Origin of the sequence: Pleomorphomonas oryzae DSM 16300, assembly GCF_000422965.1 — a bacterium.
In the GTDB taxonomy this organism is placed as follows: Bacteria; Pseudomonadota; Alphaproteobacteria; order Rhizobiales; family Pleomorphomonadaceae; genus Pleomorphomonas; species Pleomorphomonas oryzae.
In genome coordinates this window covers 88330-106289 of the sequence record NZ_AUHB01000015.1, presented here as the reverse complement: position 1 = coordinate 106289, position 17960 = coordinate 88330, and the positions used below count along the sequence as shown (strand labels likewise).

17 protein-coding genes are annotated in these 17960 nt (G+C 63.2%); 6 read left to right on the top strand and 11 right to left on the bottom strand.

From position 1 onward, the window contains the following. Positions 1–57 precede the first annotated feature (57 nt). The 6 genes from glyA to G522_RS28080 all read right to left on the bottom strand — a co-directional run bounded on the left by glyA (position 58) and on the right by G522_RS28080 (position 5554). Positions 58–1353 carry a serine hydroxymethyltransferase gene (gene glyA / locus G522_RS0121400; protein WP_026792784.1) on the bottom strand — a complete coding sequence of 432 codons (1296 nt, stop codon included), beginning with the start codon at positions 1351–1353 and terminating at the stop codon, positions 58–60. Between the two features lie 176 nt (positions 1354–1529). Next, a complete protein-coding gene (locus G522_RS0121395; protein ID WP_026792783.1) occupies positions 1530–1988 on the bottom strand; it encodes a hypothetical protein in 459 nt (152 codons plus the stop codon). After that, positions 1989–2222: a DUF6898 family protein gene (locus G522_RS28085; RefSeq protein WP_036840386.1), complete on the bottom strand. Its 234-nt coding sequence runs from the start codon at positions 2220–2222 to the stop codon at positions 1989–1991. Positions 2223–2295: 73 nt separating this feature from the next. Next, positions 2296–3579 carry a L,D-transpeptidase family protein gene (locus tag G522_RS0121385; RefSeq protein WP_245586707.1) on the bottom strand — a complete coding sequence of 428 codons (1284 nt, stop codon included), beginning with the start codon at positions 3577–3579 and terminating at the stop codon, positions 2296–2298. A gap of 722 nt (positions 3580–4301) precedes the next feature. After that, positions 4302–4817 (bottom strand): transcriptional regulator LdtR, encoded by a 516-nt coding sequence (gene ldtR, locus G522_RS0121380; RefSeq protein WP_026792781.1) that lies wholly within the window; start codon positions 4815–4817, stop codon positions 4302–4304. Positions 4818–5119: 302 nt separating this feature from the next. Then, on the bottom strand, positions 5120–5554 hold the full coding sequence (locus G522_RS28080) for a DUF6163 family protein (protein ID WP_051229013.1): 435 nt from the start codon (positions 5552–5554) through the stop codon (positions 5120–5122). A 178-nt stretch (positions 5555–5732) separates the two neighbouring features. Between G522_RS28080 and hemB the strand changes: the two genes are divergently transcribed. From hemB to G522_RS0121355, 4 genes are all read left to right on the top strand, one after another. Beyond that, positions 5733–6722 carry a porphobilinogen synthase gene (gene hemB, locus G522_RS0121370; RefSeq protein ID WP_051229012.1) on the top strand — a complete coding sequence of 330 codons (990 nt, stop codon included), beginning with the start codon at positions 5733–5735 and terminating at the stop codon, positions 6720–6722. Between the two features lies 1 nt (position 6723). Further along, positions 6724–7260 carry a hypothetical protein gene (locus tag G522_RS0121365; RefSeq protein ID WP_026792779.1) on the top strand — a complete coding sequence of 179 codons (537 nt, stop codon included), beginning with the start codon at positions 6724–6726 and terminating at the stop codon, positions 7258–7260. Positions 7261–7404: 144 nt separating this feature from the next. Beyond that, on the top strand, positions 7405–8691 hold the full coding sequence (locus G522_RS0121360) for an O-acetylhomoserine aminocarboxypropyltransferase (protein WP_026792778.1): 1287 nt from the start codon (positions 7405–7407) through the stop codon (positions 8689–8691). Between the two features lie 121 nt (positions 8692–8812). Then, positions 8813–9031, top strand: a complete 219-nt coding sequence (locus G522_RS0121355) for a DUF2842 domain-containing protein (protein ID WP_026792777.1) — start codon at positions 8813–8815, stop codon at positions 9029–9031. A 17-nt stretch (positions 9032–9048) separates the two neighbouring features. Here G522_RS0121355 and G522_RS0121350 read toward each other — a convergent pair whose 3' ends face one another. Continuing rightward, complete coding sequence (locus G522_RS0121350; protein WP_169453572.1) at positions 9049–10314, bottom strand: hypothetical protein; 1266 nt, start codon at positions 10312–10314, stop codon at positions 9049–9051. Between the two features lie 294 nt (positions 10315–10608). Here G522_RS0121350 and G522_RS0121345 point away from each other — a divergent pair, with 294 nt between their 5' ends. Both G522_RS0121345 and G522_RS28075 read left to right on the top strand, forming a co-directional pair. After that, positions 10609–11172 (top strand): polysaccharide biosynthesis/export family protein, encoded by a 564-nt coding sequence (locus G522_RS0121345; protein WP_026792775.1) that lies wholly within the window; start codon positions 10609–10611, stop codon positions 11170–11172. Positions 11173–11279: 107 nt separating this feature from the next. Continuing rightward, positions 11280–12758: an undecaprenyl-phosphate glucose phosphotransferase gene (locus tag G522_RS28075; protein ID WP_051229010.1), complete on the top strand. Its 1479-nt coding sequence runs from the start codon at positions 11280–11282 to the stop codon at positions 12756–12758. A gap of 2 nt (positions 12759–12760) precedes the next feature. On the opposite strand, the gene G522_RS0121335 is transcribed toward G522_RS28075, so the two are convergent. The 4 genes from G522_RS0121335 to ptsG form a co-directional block, all read right to left on the bottom strand. Continuing rightward, the gene (locus G522_RS0121335; protein ID WP_210162957.1) at positions 12761–13129 is read right to left on the bottom strand and encodes a DUF1667 domain-containing protein; all 369 of its coding nucleotides are present in this window, start codon (positions 13127–13129) and stop codon (positions 12761–12763) included. Beyond that, positions 13126–14430, bottom strand: coding sequence for an NAD(P)/FAD-dependent oxidoreductase (locus G522_RS28070; RefSeq protein ID WP_051229008.1), 1305 nt, complete (start codon positions 14428–14430; stop codon positions 13126–13128). The genes G522_RS0121335 and G522_RS28070 overlap by 4 nt, the downstream gene beginning before the upstream one ends. Continuing rightward, positions 14423–15916 (bottom strand): NAD(P)/FAD-dependent oxidoreductase, encoded by a 1494-nt coding sequence (locus G522_RS0121325; protein ID WP_036840383.1) that lies wholly within the window; start codon positions 15914–15916, stop codon positions 14423–14425. Before G522_RS0121325 ends, G522_RS28070 begins: the two co-directional genes overlap by 8 nt. A gap of 263 nt (positions 15917–16179) precedes the next feature. Then, the gene (gene ptsG / locus G522_RS0121320) at positions 16180–17952 is read right to left on the bottom strand and encodes a PTS glucose transporter subunit IIBC (RefSeq protein WP_026792772.1); all 1773 of its coding nucleotides are present in this window, start codon (positions 17950–17952) and stop codon (positions 16180–16182) included. Positions 17953–17960 lie beyond the last annotated feature (8 nt).

The window sequence follows — 17960 nt, the reverse complement described above, 5'->3', positions numbered from 1 at the left end:
AACAAAGCCGCCGCATGGATATCCCACGCGGCGGCTTTGTTTTTTGTGCTGTTTGGATCAGCTGTAGATCGGGAAGGCGTCGGTCAGCGCCTTGACGCGGCGTTTCACGGCCGCCTCGACGCCGTCGTTCTTATCCTCACCGTTGACCTTCAGGCCATCGAGCACCTGCAGGATCAGGTTGGCGATCTCCTTGAACTCGCCAGCGCCGAAACCACGCGAGGTAGCGGCCGGCGAGCCGAGGCGGATACCGGAGGTGATGGTCGGCTTCTCCGGATCGAAGGGCACGCCATTCTTGTTGCAGGTGATGTCGGCACGGCCGAGGGCGGCTTCGACCACCTTGCCGGTGAGGCCCTTCGGACGCAGGTCGACCAGCATCAGGTGGTTGTCCGTGCCGCCGGAGACGATGTCGACGCCGCCGCGCTTCAGCTCGTCCGATAGCACGCGGGCATTCTCGACCACCGCCTTGATGTAGGCCTTGTAGGCCGGCTGGGCCGCTTCGAGCAGAGCCACCGCCTTGCCGGCAATGACATGCATCAGCGGGCCGCCCTGCAGGCCAGGGAACACCGCCGAGTTGATCTTCTTGGCGATGTCCTCATCGTTGGTCAGCACCATGCCGCCGCGCGGTCCGCGCAGCGTCTTGTGGGTGGTGGTGGTCACCACATGCGCATGCGGGAACGGCGAAGGATGTTCGCCGGCCGCAACGAGACCGGCAAAATGCGCCATGTCCACCATCAGGTAGGCGCCCACCTCGTCGGCAATGGCGCGGAAGGCGGCAAAGTCCCAGACGCGGCTGTAGGCCGAGCCACCGGCGATGATGATCTTCGGCTTGTGTTCCTTGGCCAGCGCCACAAGCTGATCCATGTCGATGCGGTGGTCCTGAGCACGGACACCATAGGTGATCGCGTTGAACCACTTGCCCGACATGTTGGGCTTGGCGCCGTGCGTCAGATGGCCGCCGGAAGCAAGGTCGAGGCCGAGCACCGTGTCGCCCGGCTTGGCGAGCGCCAGGAATACCGCCTGGTTGGCCTGGCTGCCCGAGTTGGGCTGCACGTTGGCAAACTTACTGCCAAACAGCGCGTTGGCGCGCTCGATGGCCAGGTTTTCGGCGATATCGACATACTGGCAACCGCCATAATAGCGTTTACCTGGGTAACCCTCGGCATACTTGTTGGTCAGAACGGAACCCTGCGCCTCGAGAACCGCTTTGGAGACGATATTCTCCGAAGCGATCAGTTCGATTTCATGCTGCTGACGACCGAGCTCCTTCGCCACGGCAGAGGCGATCGCGGGATCAACCTCGGCGAGGGAGCTATGGAAGAAATTGGCAAGCTCTGCGCTGGTCGTGTTGGACATTTGGGTTTCCGTTCCGTCAAGGGACGTTTCTTGGGCCGGACTGACCGGGACGAAATGCCCCGGCGTCACGCGCGCCCGTGACGGGCGTCGCTTATCACGGGCGGGGGGGTGCCATCAACCTGAGGACCACCCATCCGGTGGCCGGCAGCCCTGCTTAAATCGAATATGCGGGCGATTCAGGCGGTCAAGACGTCGAGCGCAGCGATCTTGGCCCTGTCTTTCGCGCGGCCGGCAAGACGATAGAATCGATTGAGATCGGCCAGCGAGACGGCGTGGAATCGCCTGCCATCAGCTTCGATCTCCACGGTTTCTCTCAGCTCGTAAAGCACCCAGCCGTCGGCGGCATGGATGCTCATGCCGGCCATGACGTCGATGACAAGCGGCGCACCGGCGAGATGGAGGTGCACCGTCGATCGGAACTTGTCGTTGCCACCCTCCCCGCCCGGATCGACACCAGCCGCCGACGCCAGAGCCCTGGCCTGCTCGGCATCGACAATGACGTCGATATCTGCGGCGTGAAAGTCACCAATGCCGAGTATTTCCAGAACAGCGGTGCCGAACAGAACCGGCACGACACCCGCTCGCTTGGAAAGCGCGTGGAGGAAAGAAAGCGTTTCGGTAAGCTCGGGACGCATTTAGACCGTGAACCCTCCCCGGCTGGCGGCCGGCAACGGCTGCGCCTTGGTCTCGGCAAGCCGCCGCTGAAGCTTTCCGAGCGCCAACCGCTCAAGATCGTGGCGCGCCGCGCCAACTGGGCCGATCACTTGGACCTCGGTGCCGGTCACCGAACAGATGGCGGAAACGCGCACGGTGTTGCCGAGAGCGATGAACTCGAAATAGACCTCTCGCTCTCCCGATTGTTCCGCCATTCCAGCACCGTCAAAACAAAAGCCCGCCCGGATATACCGGACGGGCCGAAGCTAGCATGACACGCGCCAAAATTCAGCCGGCTTGCGCCTGGTTCTGCGCTTCGGGCGACATCGGCACGCCCAAGCCGTCGCGCTGGTAGATGTCGTCGCGGAATTCCACGGTGTTGTTCGGCGTCGCCCAGGCGGTGATGTACTGGAAATAGAGCGGCACCGGATCGGCCACCGGCGCATCGATGCGCTCGCCGGAGGTCAGCGCCTCGGTGATGCGATCCTTCGGCCAGTCGGGGGTATTCTTCAGGATCCAGTAGACGTACTCGCGAACGTTCTGAACGCGCACGCAACCCGAGGAATGGAAGCGGTCGTTGCCACCGAACAGCCCCTTGCTGGGCGTGTCGTGCATATAGACGCCTTCTGGCGACGGAAAATCGATCTTCACCGTGCCCATCGAGTTCAGGTCGCCCGGCTCCTGGCGGAACATGTAGTTGACCGCCTGATCGGTTTTCCAATCGATCGACTGCCAGGGAACCTCGGTGCCCGAGCGCGGATCAAACGCATGGATCTTCTGACGGTCGAGATAGGACGGATCCTTCTGCATCTGCGGGATCAGGTCCTTCAGAATGATGCTCTTCGGGACCGTCCAGTAGGGGAAGAATCTGATGATGGTGATCTTGGTATTGAGGAGTGGCGTCTGCCTGTCGATCTTGCCGACCACACCCCGGTGGCGAGAATGGACGGTATCGCCGTCGATGGTTTCGATCTCCGCGCCAGGGATGTTGACCATCACGTAGCGATCACCGGTGCCGCCGAGCGGATTAGGCAGCGTCTGCAGACGGACGAGATTGAGCTGAAGCTGCTGAAGGCGCGTCTCGACCGGCACATTGAGCTGACGCAGTGTCGCGTCGTCGACCACGCCGTTGGCAATGATGCCGTGGCGCGTCTGGAAGCGGCGGACGGCGCCGTCGACGAAGGTGTCATAAGCGGTAGACAAGCCAGCATTCTGATCGAGATCGCCCGTGATCATCAAACGCTGTCGCAGCGTCGCTACGGCTGGACTTTCCGAGCCGACACGAAGCACGCCACCAGCCGGCACCTGCGGCCAACCGCCCTGCGCGGCGATGGACGAATACTGGGAGATGGCCTGGTTGGTAAAAAGCACCGACTGGCCGGAGATCGACGGCCGAGTCGTCTGAGACGACAGGTCGGCGGGAGCGGACGTGTCGAACCCTTCTGTCCATTCCGTCTGGGCCATCAGCGTCTGGGCCTTGGAGGCAGAAGCCGCCATCGCCGTCATTCCGGCGATGCCAGCCTTGAGCACCCCGCGGCGGCTTGCCGCCATCGACAAAAATGATCCCTTCACGACCGCACTCCAGATCGAACTGTTCAAACGCCGGAAATCGGGCAACAGCGTCGGAAACCTTGGCCCAATGGACAACGGCCTTGGTTAACGGAGCCTTTCCAGCAGATTCCCGTGCAAACGAAGCGCCTGCAACAGACTCGCATGACAGCTTCAATGGCACGCCGTTTATCGGGAATTCATGGCGAAATCGAGGACTATAAATACCTCTGCCAGCTGCGCAGACCAGACACGATCAAATGGCATGGCAACAAAAAGACGTGAAAAGACCCTGAGCGCAGGAGGGCGCTCAGGGCCAAGTAGCGCGTCTCGGGAGGAGTTGAGACGTTCGATGCATCCGGTCTCAGGAAAGGGGAGGAAGCATTCCAACCGACATGCTCGATACACTTAACATCTGACATCAAAATGTTAAAAAATGGTTAACGAGGCAGCAAAGGCCGTGTATCGGCGTTCACCCTGATGGGTATTTCCTTCGGATATTATCTTTTTCGAAATGCCCATGTCACAATTGACAGTGGATCGATGGATATTCGGAATGAATCACGCGCATTGACTTCCACGCCATGCGCATCCGATTAACCGAAGGCCCTAGCGGCAAGAAAGCAAACGGCCGCCGTGTCAAACGGCGGCCGTTACGCAAGGCGAAGACCTGATGGTTCGAAAGCGCACCGAAGTCGACTGTTTCGACTTCGGAAGTCCAGCTCACGGAGCGCTTCCGGAATACCTTACAGGCGATAGAGGATCTGATCGGTCCAGAAGCGTTCAAGACGCTGCAGCGACTTGTTGAGCACCTTGAAGTCGTCGCGGTTGATGCCGCCGACTGTCTCGATCGAGATGATATGGCGGTTGTAGAGCTTGCCGACGATATCGGCGATCGCCTGGCCCTTGTCCGTCAGCTTGACGCGAACCGAGCGGCGGTCCATGCGCGAACGCTGATGATGAATGTATCCCATCTCAACCAGCTTCTTGAGATTGTAGGAGACATTGGACCCCAGATAGTAACCGCGCGTCCGGAGCTCGCCGGCCGTCAGTTCGCTGTCACCGATGTTGAACAGCAGGAGGGCCTGAACGGCGTTGACGTCGGTACGGCCCGAACGGTCGAACTCGTCCTTGATGACATCGAGCAGGCGGCGGTGCAGACGCTCCACGAGGCGGAGTGCCTCAAGGTAGAGCGGCTGGAGGCCCTGCTCTTCTTCGGGCTCGTTAGCATAAAGATCATAGGCGCGCTTGGCGTTGGCCATGGTGGAAAGCCTCTCTGTCGTACTTTTTGGATGCGGCTCTTTGTCCGCCTTGATCACGACAGTAGCCGAGAGCTTTGAAAATCGGCTTAAGGGGCAAGCTGAATATTAGTTTAACGCGACTCCAAACCCACCCGAGTCTTCGCTTTGGTAAAGCAGGGCTTTACGGCCCTAAAAGACCAACGACCCCATGAATTTCAGCGAGAATCCGCAAAATTCGACCTAGTTTTCATCGACCCGACTCTAGTCGAGAAGGCCGGTTGAGACGAATTGGCAAATTTTACGCAATAACTCTTCGTTGACTCTCACAAACGATCGCGTGTCCGCTCGTAATAAGCCGACAGTACGGCGTAGACCGCCACGGTTCCGATGTGGAAGACCATGAGAGGGTAGTTTCGGCCGAACTGCGGATTATAGGCGCTGTAGAGCGCCGTCTCGGTCAGCGCGCTGATCATCCACACCACCGTGCCCCAGGAAGCCAGCAGCCACAGCCCCACCGCCGCCACGAGATCGGCCACGGCGAAAAACAACGTCGCCACGATGATCGGTGATGACAGCGTCAGAAAGTTGCCGTTGGGAACCCCGAAGCCAAGGATGGTCGCCCAGCGCAGAAGACCGGCAACCAGAAATACCGCGGACAGAAATCGCACATAGATGACCAGCGTCAGGCGAGCATCGAACCTGCTCCAGAGCCCGGTATCGAGCCCCTCGGGCTGCCGCTGTTCGCCGTTGCCGCTCATCCGGTATTCCTTTCAGTTTGTTCGGCTGCCTCAATTTTGCGCCGGAGTATCGATCAAATCATGACCCGCGTATAGAGCCGGAGGCTGCGCCGTGCTAAAGCGGCTCCGCTTTCCGCAGGCAGGATTTCCCATTATGACCGCGAACACCCCCTTCTCCCGAGGCGCTATCACGCCTGACATGCGCGCCATTCTGAGCGGCCGCCGCATGCGCCGCCTGCGCCAGACCGACTGGTCGCGGCGCCTCGTGCGCGAAACCCGCCTGTCGGTGGATGATCTCATTTGGCCGATCTTCGTCATTGATGGTGTCGGCGTGCGCACGCCGATCGCCTCCATGCCCGGCGTCGAGCGCCTATCGGTCGACGAAGCGGTGCGCGACGCCGCCGAGGCAGCCGCCCTCGGCATCCCCGCCATCGCTCTTTTCCCCTACACGGATCCGACGAGACGCGACGAGAACGGCAGCGAGGCGCTGTCGCCCGACAATCTTATCTGCCGGGCGCTCCGGGCCATCAAAACGGCCGTTCCAGACATCGGCCTGATGACTGACGTCGCCCTCGATCCCTATACCAGCCACGGTCACGACGGCCTTCTTGAAGGCGACGTCATCCTCAACGACGAGACCGTGGCCGTGCTTTGCGAGCAGGCGCTCAATCAGGCACGCGCTGGCGCCGATATCATCGGCCCCTCCGACATGATGGACGGCCGTGTCGGTGCCATCCGCACGGCGCTGGATGATGCCGGCTTCGAGCACGTGCAGATCATGGCCTATTCGGCCAAATATGCCTCGGCCTTCTACGGTCCGTTCCGTGACGCCATCGGCACGAACAAGACGCTGCGCGGCGACAAGCGCACCTACCAGATGGATCCCGGCAATTCCGATGAGGCGATCCAGGAGGCAGAGCTCGACCTCGCCGAGGGCGCCGACATGATCATGGTCAAGCCGGGCATGCCCTACCTCGACATCCTCAGACGCCTCAAGGACGAGTTCCAGGTGCCCACCTTTGCCTATCAGGTCAGCGGTGAGTACGCGATGATCATGGCAGCAACCCGCAACGGCTGGCTGGACGGCGAGCGGGCGATGATGGAAAGCCTTCTCGCCTTCAAGCGGGCCGGCGCCGACGGCATCCTCACCTATTTCGCCCGCGATGTCGCCCGCAAGCTGAAGGGCTGACGTGCGGTCGGCCCGTCTTCTCACGATCGCCGCCGCCGCGGCCATCGCCGCGGTGTTCGCCACCGAGGGCTGGTGGCTGGCGGAGGGCTACCGCGACGCCCATGCTTGCCTCAATGTCCTGCCCGCCCTTGAGGAAAACGGCGAGCTTGTCGTCGACGGACTGACGCGCTCCGATAGCCTGCTTGCGGTCTTCGCCGTCGACTATCGCATCAGCGACCTGTTCGGCAGTCGGTCAGGCCGTCTGCGTTGCGCCTTCGGCAACGGGCCGGACGACCAGCGGCATCTGCTCGGTGTGGAGTTCGAAGGGCAGCCGATCGGCGAGGCTCGCCTGTATTTCCTTGAGCGCTTCTGGCTGGGCGACCCGGCAGCTATCCGAAGCGGCGAGAAACGCCTCAAGAGTGAAGTGCCGCCGCTGACTTTCCTGGCCGCAATCATCGGACGACCGCGCCTGCCGCTGATTGGCGCTCTCCTCTGCGCGCTTCTGGCCGCGGCCGCGCTGGCAGCCGGCCGGTTGTCGGGCGGCAGACGCCAAAGCTGAAGCTGCCCTTGTCTCGTCGCCGGTCGAAGGATTAGGGTGTCGGCCCAAATGCCGGCCGACGCGCCGATCGATCCGCAGCGCTCGTTATCGGCCCGGTCTTTCGGCTTGGTCGGCCCAAGCCAAGAGGCGATGAGGGAGAGACAAATGACCGAACAGACCCCCGGATTTTCGACGCTTGCCATCCACGCCGGCGCCGCTCCCGACCCGACCACCGGCGCCCGCATCACCCCCATCTATCAGACGGCGTCCTACGTCTTCGAGGACGTCGATCAGGCGGCCAAACTGTTCGGTCTTGAGGCCTTCGGCAATATCTACGGTCGCCTGACCAACCCGACACAGGCCGTGCTGGAAGAGCGCGTGACGGCGTTGGAGGGTGGCGTCGCGGCGCTCGCCGTAGCGTCTGGCCACGCCGCTCAGCTTCTGGTCTTCCATACCTTGCTGCAGCCCGGTGACGAGTTCATCGCCTCCCGGAAGCTCTATGGCGGCTCGATCAACCAGTTCAACAACGCTTTCAAGAATTTCGGGTGGAACGTCGTCTGGGCCGATCCGGCCGATCCCTCCTCCTTCGAGAAGGCGGTGACGCCGCGCACCAAGGCGATCTTCGTTGAATCGATCGCCAACCCCGGCGGCATCATCACCGATATCGAAGCCGTCGCTCATGTGGCCAAGCGAGCCGGCGTGCCGCTGATCGTCGACAATACGCTGGCGACACCTTACCTCTGTCGGCCGATCGAACACGGTGCCGATATCGTGGTGCACTCGCTGACCAAGTTCCTGGCCGGTCACGGCAACTCGCTGGGTGGCATCATCGTCGACGCCGGCAACTTCGACTGGTCGCGCGAGAACCGCTATCCAATGCTGTGCGAACCACGGCCGGAGTATAACGGTCTCGTCTTCCACAAGAACTTCGGCAACTTCGCCTTCGCCGTCGCCTGCCGGGCCCTCGGCCTGCGTGATCTCGGCCCCTGCATCTCGCCCTTCAATGCCTTCCAGATCCTGACGGGCATCGAGACGCTGCCGCTCCGCATGCAGCGCCACGTCGACAACGCCATGGCAGTCGCCGAATACCTGTCCGACCATCCCAAGGTGGCCTGGGTGTCCTACGCCGGTCTGCCGGGCGATCGCTATCATGGCCTGCAGCAGAAATACGCGCCGAAGGGCGCTGGCGCCGTTTTCACCTTCGGCCTCAAGGGCGGCTACGAGGCCGGCGTAACACTGGTGAAGAGCGTGGAACTGTTCTCTCACCTCGCCAACGTCGGCGATACCCGCTCGCTGGTCATCCACCCTGCCTCGACGACGCACAAGCAGCTCACCGATGCGCAGAAGGTGGCGGCCGGTGCCGGGCCGGACGTGGTGCGCCTGTCGATCGGCATCGAGGATGTTGCCGACATCATCGCCGACCTTGAGCAGGCGCTCGCCCGCATCGACTGACGAGTGGTTCACTCCGACATTCGCGCTCGCGGATACCTTCCGGAGGCGCATGTCGGAGTCCCACGGCCTAGCAAGCCACAGTTTCACTGAAGCTCGCTCCCTAGGAACGGCGGAGGCAGGCGTGTCCTCAAGTCTCAGAAAGCTGATCGGCACCATCATCCTGGTGATCACGGTGCCGGTGTATGCGCTGATCGCCATGGTGATCGGCGTGGCAATGCTGCCCGGCGTGAACTTCTGGTGGCAGCTCGTCTACTACGTCGTAGCCGGCTTGCTCTGGGTGCCGCCAGCCGGCCTGCTCGTCGCCTGGATGGCGCGAGCCGACCGGCGCGTCGAGGGCTAGACTTATAATTTAAAGGATCAGGCCGCCATGTCGCCGGCCGGCGCAGCCACGCGTACGATGCTCGTGACGCCTCGTCGGCCGAGGGCGGCGAGCAGCGTGTCGACGGCTCCGGGATCGGCATCTCCGGTCAGCATGAGCTGGCCTGCGAGCCGGGCGAACAGCGTGAAGGCCGGATCGGCACGCAGCCGTCCCAGGTCGATCAGCACGAGGTCATAGGTCTGCTCCAGCGCTTCGAGAAGCATGGCGGCAGCCTCCGTATCTTCGGCGAGCGCCGCCAGCGGCAGGCGACCGGCGCCGATTTCATGGGCCCGTGAAGTCGCATTGCGTTGAATGACGTCGGCGAAATCCGCTTCGCCAGCCAGGAGTTCGGCGAGCCCCGGTCGATCGTCGGTACGTCGACCGGCATCGACCACGACGATGCGTGCGCCATTGAAGCCGCCCTCACGGGCAAGTTCGTCGACAAGCCGCCGGTTCTCGTCGCCTTCGCCAAAGCAGGCGACCGCGACCCGCCGACGCCCGGCGAGATCGACGCCGGGAATAGCATCAGAAGGAATCGGTGCAGGGGCGAGAGGCGGGACAGTCTTTTCTACCGCCGGAGGAGCCTCGTCGTGGGACACCTCGGGATCCACGGAGTCGAGGGCACCGACGGCAAGCGGCGCTTCCTGGGGCAATTCGATCGTCTCGCGCCGGTGCCAGCGACCGAAGGCTGCCGCGATCCCGCCCGAGGCCAGCACTAACAGCCCAACCAGCCAAGCCCCTGAAGAAGGTGAAAGGCTTGCCGCCTCCTCGATCGGTGCCGCGTCCGCCACCAATCGCGCGCCGACGCCACCATCCGTGCCTTGAAGGGAAAGATAGTCGGCGACGACCCGGTTGACGAAGCGGACGGCAAAATCGGAATTTTCAGCCGAAAAACGGACGTTGATCGCCCGGCCACGTCCGGATGGCGCAGCGGAGAATCGCGCTGCCAACGCATCGGTCAGCCGCTCGTCCGGCGAGACCAGCTTGCTGGCGCCTCCCAGCCCGATCGCCGCCAATATGCGCGTCTGAAATGGTGGCTGCGCAAACGCCGTGGCCTCGTTGACACCCAGCTCGCTCGCTGCGCGACGCAATGTATCGCGAGAGGCAATGAGCTTGGCCTGCGCCTCAAGAAAAGCGGCATCGACGACGCTTTCAGCCGCGCCCTTTCGGTCGATGGTCAGACTGGCCCCGACCTCAACGCCCGACGGCAGGGTCGACAAAAGGCCGTGAGTCGCCGCGGCAGCTGAGACAGCCAGTGCGAACACGAGAGCTGCTCGCCTCAAAACAAGCCGGAAACCAGCCGGACGCAGGCCCTCTCCCGCCTCACCGGCGGGGGTTGGGCCGAACACGTTCATGGGTCGAGCTTGCCTTTGCATGCCAAAAGCATGGTCGGGTATGGTAACCAGCCCGTTAAGCATCGCAAAATTGTTACTGGCACCGGCGTTTTGATCAGCGCGCCAAGACTTCATAAAGAATTGCTGAACAGCATTTTCCTTTCATTAACCATGCCGGACTAGGGTCGTCCCACGTATTCGCGCTGATTTCGTGGGGATTTTCGCATGCAGCGACGCGCCTTTCTCGGTCTGGCTTTGCTCGGCCTCGGCGCCTGCACGACCCTGCCCCAACGGCAGCTGCCAGGCACGTCCGTTCCGGACGGGCTCGACGGTCCATACCGACTGGACAGCGGCGACAAATTACGCGTCACCGTCTTCGAGCAGACGGCGCTGTCGGGCACATTCACCATCGATCAGGCGGGCTACATCGCCTATCCCCTGGTCGGCAACGTCGCAGTGCGCGGCCTGACCACGCAGGAGGTGGCGGGCGCCCTCACCCGAGGCCTCAGGAACGGCTATCTGACCAAGCCCGATGTGACGGTCGAGGTCGACACCTATCGCCCCTTCTTCATCATGGGCGAGGTGCGCAATCCCGGCCAATATACCTACGTCAACACCATGAGCATCGAGACCGCCGTTGCTATCGCCGGTGGGTTTACCTCGCGTGCCGACGAGCGCCACATCGGGGTATCGCGCCGACTGAACGGCAAGACCTATACGGGTACGCTGCCACCGAGTGCCCTGGTGCGGCCTGGCGACGTGTTGAAGGTTGCCCAGCGGCTGTTTTGACGCTGGAAGTTGCCGGCGTTTAGGCGGGCAGATTGTCCGCAATTTTACTTCATTTCAGGACTTTTGCAGCATCTTGGCGGTTTCGGCCGCCTTGGGAATGGATAGTGATGAGCACCACAGAGCCAGCCACCGGACCTGCTTCACCCCTTGCGGCCACGGCGGCAACGGTCGCCCAGAACTATCGCAATGCTTCCATCGCTCCATCGCTGGTAAGCGGCCTTGCCGCGGCATTCGAATGGTTTTGCCTGTCCGTGGTTGGTGTCGCCCTGCTGCCATTGTTTTCGGTTTCGCTGGCCGGCCTGACCACGACGATTCCCGTCGGTGCCGCCTTCCTGACGCTCATCGTTGCCCAAGTCCTCGGTGCCAACGACCTGTCGCTCTTGCGCCACCACCCCCGGCGTTTCGCCAAGCTTCTGGTGGCATGGTCGAGCGTGTTCGGCTTCGTCTCCGTGCTGCTGGTCATTGGCGACGGCGTGCCCGACATCGCACGTCTGTGGTTCCCGGTCTGGTATGTGGCCGGCGTGATGACGCTGGGCCTTTCCTCGGCCATAACGGCGCTGGCGACGCGCCGGCTCACCCGCGCCGGTCGCCTGCAGAAGCGGGCCGTGATCCTCGGTGGCGGCGCCATGGCCGAGGCCTTGATCACCGCGCTTGAAGAGACCGGCGGCAACGAACTGGCGATTCTCGGCATCTTTGATGACCGTAACGACGACCGAAGTCCCGAGAGCAAGAGCGGCTTCCCCAAGCTCGGCAACACCTCCGACCTGGTTGATTTTGCCCGCCTTGCTGCCGTCGATCTCGTCATTGTTGCCCTGCCGCCGACGGCTGAGGTGCGCATCCTTCAACTTCTGAAAAAGCTGTGGGTGCTGCCCGTCGACATCCGCCTGTCCGCCCACTCGAGCAAGCTGCGCCTCCGCCCGCGCTCCTATTCCTACATCGGCCGGGTGCCATTTCTCGACCTGTTCGACCGTCCCATCACCGGTTGGTCGCAGGTATCGAAACGCGTGTTCGACGTCGCAATAGCCAGCCTGGCCATCGTTGCGCTGTCGCCGCTGATGCTCGGCGCGGCCATTGCCGTCAGGACGACGTCGAAGGGACCGATCCTGTTCCGCCAGCCCCGCTACGGCTTCAACAACGAAGTGATCTCGGTGATGAAGTTCCGCTCGATGTATGCCGATCAGGCGGACATCAAGGCCGAGAAGGTGGTGACGCGCGGCGATCCGCGCGTGACGCCGGTCGGTCGCTTCATTCGCAAGACGTCGATCGACGAACTGCCGCAGTTGTTCAACGTATTGAAGGGCGACCTGTCGCTGGTCGGCCCGCGCCCGCACGCGGTCAATGCCCATACCGCGCACAAGCTCTGGGAAGAGGTGGTGGACGGCTACTTTGCACGTCACAAGGTCAAGCCGGGCGTCACCGGTTGGGCGCAGATCAATGGCTGGCGCGGCGAAGTCGACACGCCCGACAAGATCCAGGCACGCGTCGAGCACGACCTCTATTACATCGAAAACTGGTCGGTGCTGTTCGACCTCTACATCCTGATGCTGACACCGGTGCGCATCATCAACCAGGAAAACGCCTACTAAAGCTAGGCAATGTCACGGGCGGCGCGAAAGTCGACACCGAGGCCTAGGGCATCGGACACGATGATCGTGCCCTCCGTGACCGGCGCGGCAACCGACACGGAGCGCAGAAGCCGCAAGCAGTCGAAGATGCGCTCCTTCGGCACCGGCGTCACCGAGACCACCGGCAACAGCGGCAAGCCACCGCCCGATACCCGCACCGTCGTCGTCACCATGCGCTTGGGCGCCACCACTTCCTCGGCGGCATAGGCCAGCCCCTTGTTGCAGGTGAAGCCGGTCATCTCGGCAACGACGCCGTCCTTGACGGTGACTTCGCCGCCGCAGCCAATCGGGCAGCCGATGCACTGAATGGCATGAACCATATGCGCCATCATGCCTCCTCCTCGATCTCATCCTCGGCCGCGACCTTCTCGGGTGCCGGCACGACGCGGAATTCCAGCGTCGCGGCGTCACCGATCTTGCGCACGGGAATATCGGCGACGATCATTTCGCTCGGTTTGACCACCCTGAGCTTGCGCTCGAAGGCGAGCGCGTCGTCGGCCCAGAATTGCAGCAGGGATGCGCCCATCGGCTTTGCCGCCCGGAAATAGAAGCGGACGCTCATTTTCCCCGGCTCGAAATCCGTGAGCCGCTGCGGCACCACGGTACGAAGCCCCTCGCCCGCCATGACCGATCGTTCCCGACCCGACGGCGCCAGCTCGCCGCGCGCATGGCGAGCCGCCGAGCGACCGGCGATCGCCGCCTCCTCCGACACCCAGTCGACGAGGTCGTGGACATGCAGCACGTTGCCGGCGGCGAAGAAGCCGGGGATCGAGGTCTCACGGAACTGATCGACCCGCGCGCCGCTGGTGATCGGATCGACGGCGATACCGGCCGCGCGACCCAGCTCGTTTTCGGGAATGAGGCCGACCGAGAGCAGTACGCAGTCGCAGGCGACGTCGAAGGCCGTGCCCTCGATCACCTCCAGCTTATCGTTCACCTCAGACACGGTGATGCCTGTCACCCGGTCCTTGCCATGGATCGCGGTGACCGAATGGCCGAGGTAAAGCGGAATGCCGAAATCTTCCAGGCACTGGACGATGTTGCGCGTCAGGCCGTTGGAATACGGCATGATCTCGAACACCGCCTTCACCTTGGCGCCCTCGAAGGTCATGCGGCGAGCCATGATCAGGCCGATGTCGCCCGAGCCGACGATCACCACTTCCTTGCCCGGCAGATAACCCTCCATGTTGACCATGCGCTGGGCGGCGCCAGCGGTGAACACGCCGGCCGGCCGGCTGCCCGGCGTGCGGATGGCGCCACGTGTCCGTTCGCGACAGCCCATAGCGTAGACCACCGACTTCGCCCTGACGACCGTCAGCCCGGCCTGCGGACTGACCGAGGTGATGACTCCACCCGGCTCGGCCGCCAGCACCGTCGTGTCGAGCCAGACATCAATGTCGGTGGCCTTGACCATGTCGATGTAACGGTGGGCATAGCCCGGCCCGGTCAGCTCCTCCTCGAAGCGCCTGAGGCCGAAGCCGTTATGGATGCATTGCTGCAGGATGCCGCCGAGTTCGCGGTCGCGCTCGAGAATCAGCACGCGTTTCGCGCCGGCCTCCCGCGCCGCCAGGGCCGCAGCCATGCCGGCCGGACCGCCACCGATGGTCACCACGTCGTAGGAAAACTCACGCATGGATGCCCTCCCCAGCTTCGAGATCGGCACGCGACAGGAACAGCCATGATTTGATTGAGTCCTTGCGGACAGCGGTGATGGGGACATCGAGTTCACGGGCGAGAATCGCCGTGACGCGCGGACCACAGAAGCCACCCTGGCAGCGGCCTGCTCCGGCCCGCACCCGCCGCTTGACGCCGTCGACAGTGCGGGCGCCGCAAGGCGACCGGATGGCCGCGACGATCTCTGCCTCGGTGACGGTCTCGCAACGGCAGATGACGCGGCCGAACAGCGGATCGCGGGCAACCAGTCGCGCCTGGGCCTCGCGATCGAGTTCATGGAAGCGCGGCTTTTCCGGATTGACCGGAACGAAGCTCGCCTTTGCCCTCAGTCTCAAACCGACGTCTTGCAGCATCTCGACAATGACTTCGCCGATCGCCGGAGCCGAGGTCAGGCCCGGGGACTGGATTCCGGCAGCGTGGACGAGACCGCGCGCGGCGGGCGACGGTCCGATGACGAAATCCTTGCCGGCAGCGGCGCGTAATCCGGCAAACTCGGTGATGGCCGTGCCAAGCGGCAATGCCGGTACGATGCGGCGGGCGCCGGCGATGATGCCGGCAAGGCCGCCGGCCGTCGTTTCCCTGTCCTCGGGATCGTCGATGTCGACGGCATCAGGGCCGATGAACACATTGCCATGCACCGTGGGCGACACCAAGATGCCCTTCGACACCTTGTCGGGCGTCGGAAACAGCACGGTATTGACCAGTTGGCCGACGCTGCGATCGAACAGGATGTACTCGCCCCGGCGTGGCTTGATGGTGAAGCTGTCGTCACCGGCCAGACGCGCCACCTCGTCCGAATGCAGTCCGGCGGCGTTGACCACGAAACGAGTCGCAACGCGGCCGCGCGTTGTCCGTACGCCGACAATCTGCCTGTCGGCAACGTCGATCCCCGTCACGGCGCATTCGATGACGATGCGCACGCCGTTGCGGATAGCATTCTCGGCAAAGCCCACGGTGGCCAGAAACGGGCAGACGATGGCACCGGTGGGCGCCCAGAGCGCCCCTGCGATATCGGACGAGATGTTCGGCTCGTGGGCGACCACCTGGTCGCGGTTCCAGATCTCAAGGCCAGCCACGCCGTTGTCGATGCCACGGTGACGAAGCTCCGCAACGGTCTCCATCTCAGCGGTATCCTTGGCAACCACGAGAGAGCCCGTCGCCTTGCGCGGAATGCCAAGTCCTTCGGCCAGTTCGGCATAGAGCCGCGAACCACGCACATTGAGGCGTGCTTTCCAGGTGCCCGGCTCGGCGTCGAAACCGGCATGCAGAATGCCGCTGTTGGCCTTGGAGGTTCCGGTGGCGACATCCGGCGACCGCTCGATCAGCACCGCCGACACGTCGAAGCGCGACAGCTCGCGGGCGATGGCGCACCCGACCACGCCGCCGCCGATGACGACGACATCGGCACTTTCCGGAAGAGGCCCCGGTCCGAAACTGCCTGTCATGCTTTGCTCCAAACGCGCAAACGACAGCTGTCCGATGCGCCGTCCATTTTCGTCTGCGAAGTTCGATTGATCTTCGTTTTAGTTCGCTTTCTCTTTCGTATCATGTCGAACGAAGGTTTCGGATCGGTACGAACGCCTATGATCCGCCTCCCTTTCGGCCAACGGCATCCCCAAACAAAACGACGCCGCCCTTCCCTGGGGAAAAGCGGCGTCGCTGTTGAGCCAGGAATGCCGCCGGTTCGAGACCGGCGACAATGGGTTTGTCAGGCGGACAGGGCCTGTGCCACCTCACCAGCGTCGTCGCCGACGATCAGGTGATAATTGGCGGCACCGAGCGTCGCCACGGCGCGCACACCGGCCTTCTTGATCAGCGACTGGTCGAACCGCTTGGGATCGGCCACCTCGACGCGCACGCGCGTTCCGGACACCGCCTCCACCGAGACGATATTGGCGCGTCCACCGAGGGCGTCGATCATCTGATCGGCCTTGAGGCGGGCGGCGGCCGACGGCGCACCGGCGGCAACCTTGGCGGCAACCGGCGCCGCGACGGCGACGGGGGCGGCGCCACCGGCCGGCTGCGACTGGAGATACTCTTCCATGTCGGTCTTCATGTTCTCCGACTGGGTGCCGAAGATCACCTGCAGGCCCTGGCCAACCACCATGACACCGGCGGCGCCCATTTCCTTGAACTTCGGCTGATCCACCTTGGCGATGTCGGCGACGCCGACGCGCAGGCGGGTGATGCAGGCATCGAGGTTGGTGATGTTCTGCGCGCCACCGAAGGCGGTGACCAGCTTGCGGGCGGTGGCAAAGCGATCGCTGCCGTCGAGCGCCTCATCCGCCGTTTCAACGGTGGCAACGCCATCGTCTTCACGGCCGGGGGTCTTGAGGTTGAACTTCAGGATGGCGAACCGGAACACGCCGTAATAGATGGCGGCGTAGATCGGTCCGAGGATCAGCGTCATCCACCAGTTATGGGCGTTCGAGCCGAACACGTTGAACAGCAGGAAGTCGATGCCACCCTGGGAGAAGGTAAAGCCCATGTGGATGTCGAGCGTGTTGGCCACGAACTGGGTGGTGGCGGCAAGCACGGCATGCACGGCGTAGAGGGCGGGAGCCACGAACAGGAAGGAGAACTCGATCGGCTCGGTGATGCCGGTCAGGAACGAGGTCAGGGCGGCCGAAATCATCATGCCCATGACCTTGACGCGGTTTTCCGGCTTGGCCGTCTGGGCGATGGCGATCGCAGCGGCCGGCAGGCCCCACATCTTGAACAGGAAGGCGCCCGACAGGATGCCGGCTGTGTGATCGCCCGCAAAGAAGCGGTTGATGTCGCCATGAACGACCTTGCCGGCGGCATCGGTGTAGGAGCCGATCTCGAAGAAGAACGGCACGTTCCAGATGTGATGCAGGCCGAACGGGATCAGCAGGCGCTCGACGAAGCCGTAGACGGTGGCTGCAAGGCGCGGGTCATTTTCAGCCGCCCAGTGCGAGAAGATGTCGATACCAGACTGCACGGGCTGCCAGACGAAGGACAGCACCACGCCGGCAACAATGGCCGCGAGACCGGTGGCAATCGGCACGAAGCGCTTGCCGGCGAAGAAGCCGAGATAGGACGGCAACTGGATCCGGAAGTAGCGGTTGAACAGCGACGCCGCGATGGCGCCGATGATGATGCCGCCGAACACGCCGGTGTCGATGGTCGGCACCGTCTTGCCGGCGAGAACGGGCACGTGCAGGAACACGGCCATGACGCCGAGCGTCGCGGTCATGACGAAGTAGCCGACGACAGCGGCGATGGCGGCGACGCCGTCATTCTTGGCAAGGCCGAGGGCGACGCCGACCGCGAAGATGATCGGCAGGTTGCCGAAGATGGCGTCACCACCCTTGGCCATCACCTGCGATACGATCTCCGGCAGGAAGGAGAAGTTGGACGCGCCGATACCGAGCAGCAGGCCGGCGACCGGCAGCACAGCGACCGGCAGCATCAGCGCCTTTCCGATCTGCTGCAGCACTCCGAATGCGGATTTGAACATGATGGGAT

Excerpts from the sequence above, each read along its gene's own strand:
- G522_RS0121325 (WP_036840383.1), bottom strand. The coding sequence starts at position 15,916 with ATGACAGGCAGTTTCGGACCGGGGCCTCTTCCGGAAAGTGCCGATGTC.
- G522_RS0121335 (WP_210162957.1), bottom strand. The coding sequence starts at position 13,129 with ATGATGGCGCATATGGTTCATGCCATTCAGTGCATCGGCTGCCCGATT.
- hemB (WP_051229012.1), top strand. The coding sequence starts at position 5,733 with ATGCGCGCCATTCTGAGCGGCCGCCGCATGCGCCGCCTGCGCCAGACC.
- G522_RS28075 (WP_051229010.1), top strand. The coding sequence starts at position 11,280 with ATGAGCACCACAGAGCCAGCCACCGGACCTGCTTCACCCCTTGCGGCC.
- G522_RS0121345 (WP_026792775.1), top strand. The coding sequence starts at position 10,609 with ATGCAGCGACGCGCCTTTCTCGGTCTGGCTTTGCTCGGCCTCGGCGCC.
- ptsG (WP_026792772.1), bottom strand. The coding sequence starts at position 17,952 with ATGTTCAAATCCGCATTCGGAGTGCTGCAGCAGATCGGAAAGGCGCTG.
- G522_RS28085 (WP_036840386.1), bottom strand. The coding sequence starts at position 2,222 with ATGGCGGAACAATCGGGAGAGCGAGAGGTCTATTTCGAGTTCATCGCT.
- G522_RS0121360 (WP_026792778.1), top strand. The coding sequence starts at position 7,405 with ATGACCGAACAGACCCCCGGATTTTCGACGCTTGCCATCCACGCCGGC.
- G522_RS0121395 (WP_026792783.1), bottom strand. The coding sequence starts at position 1,988 with ATGCGTCCCGAGCTTACCGAAACGCTTTCTTTCCTCCACGCGCTTTCC.
- glyA (WP_026792784.1), bottom strand. The coding sequence starts at position 1,353 with ATGTCCAACACGACCAGCGCAGAGCTTGCCAATTTCTTCCATAGCTCC.
- ldtR (WP_026792781.1), bottom strand. The coding sequence starts at position 4,817 with ATGGCCAACGCCAAGCGCGCCTATGATCTTTATGCTAACGAGCCCGAA.
- G522_RS28070 (WP_051229008.1), bottom strand. The coding sequence starts at position 14,430 with ATGCGTGAGTTTTCCTACGACGTGGTGACCATCGGTGGCGGTCCGGCC.
- G522_RS28080 (WP_051229013.1), bottom strand. The coding sequence starts at position 5,554 with ATGAGCGGCAACGGCGAACAGCGGCAGCCCGAGGGGCTCGATACCGGG.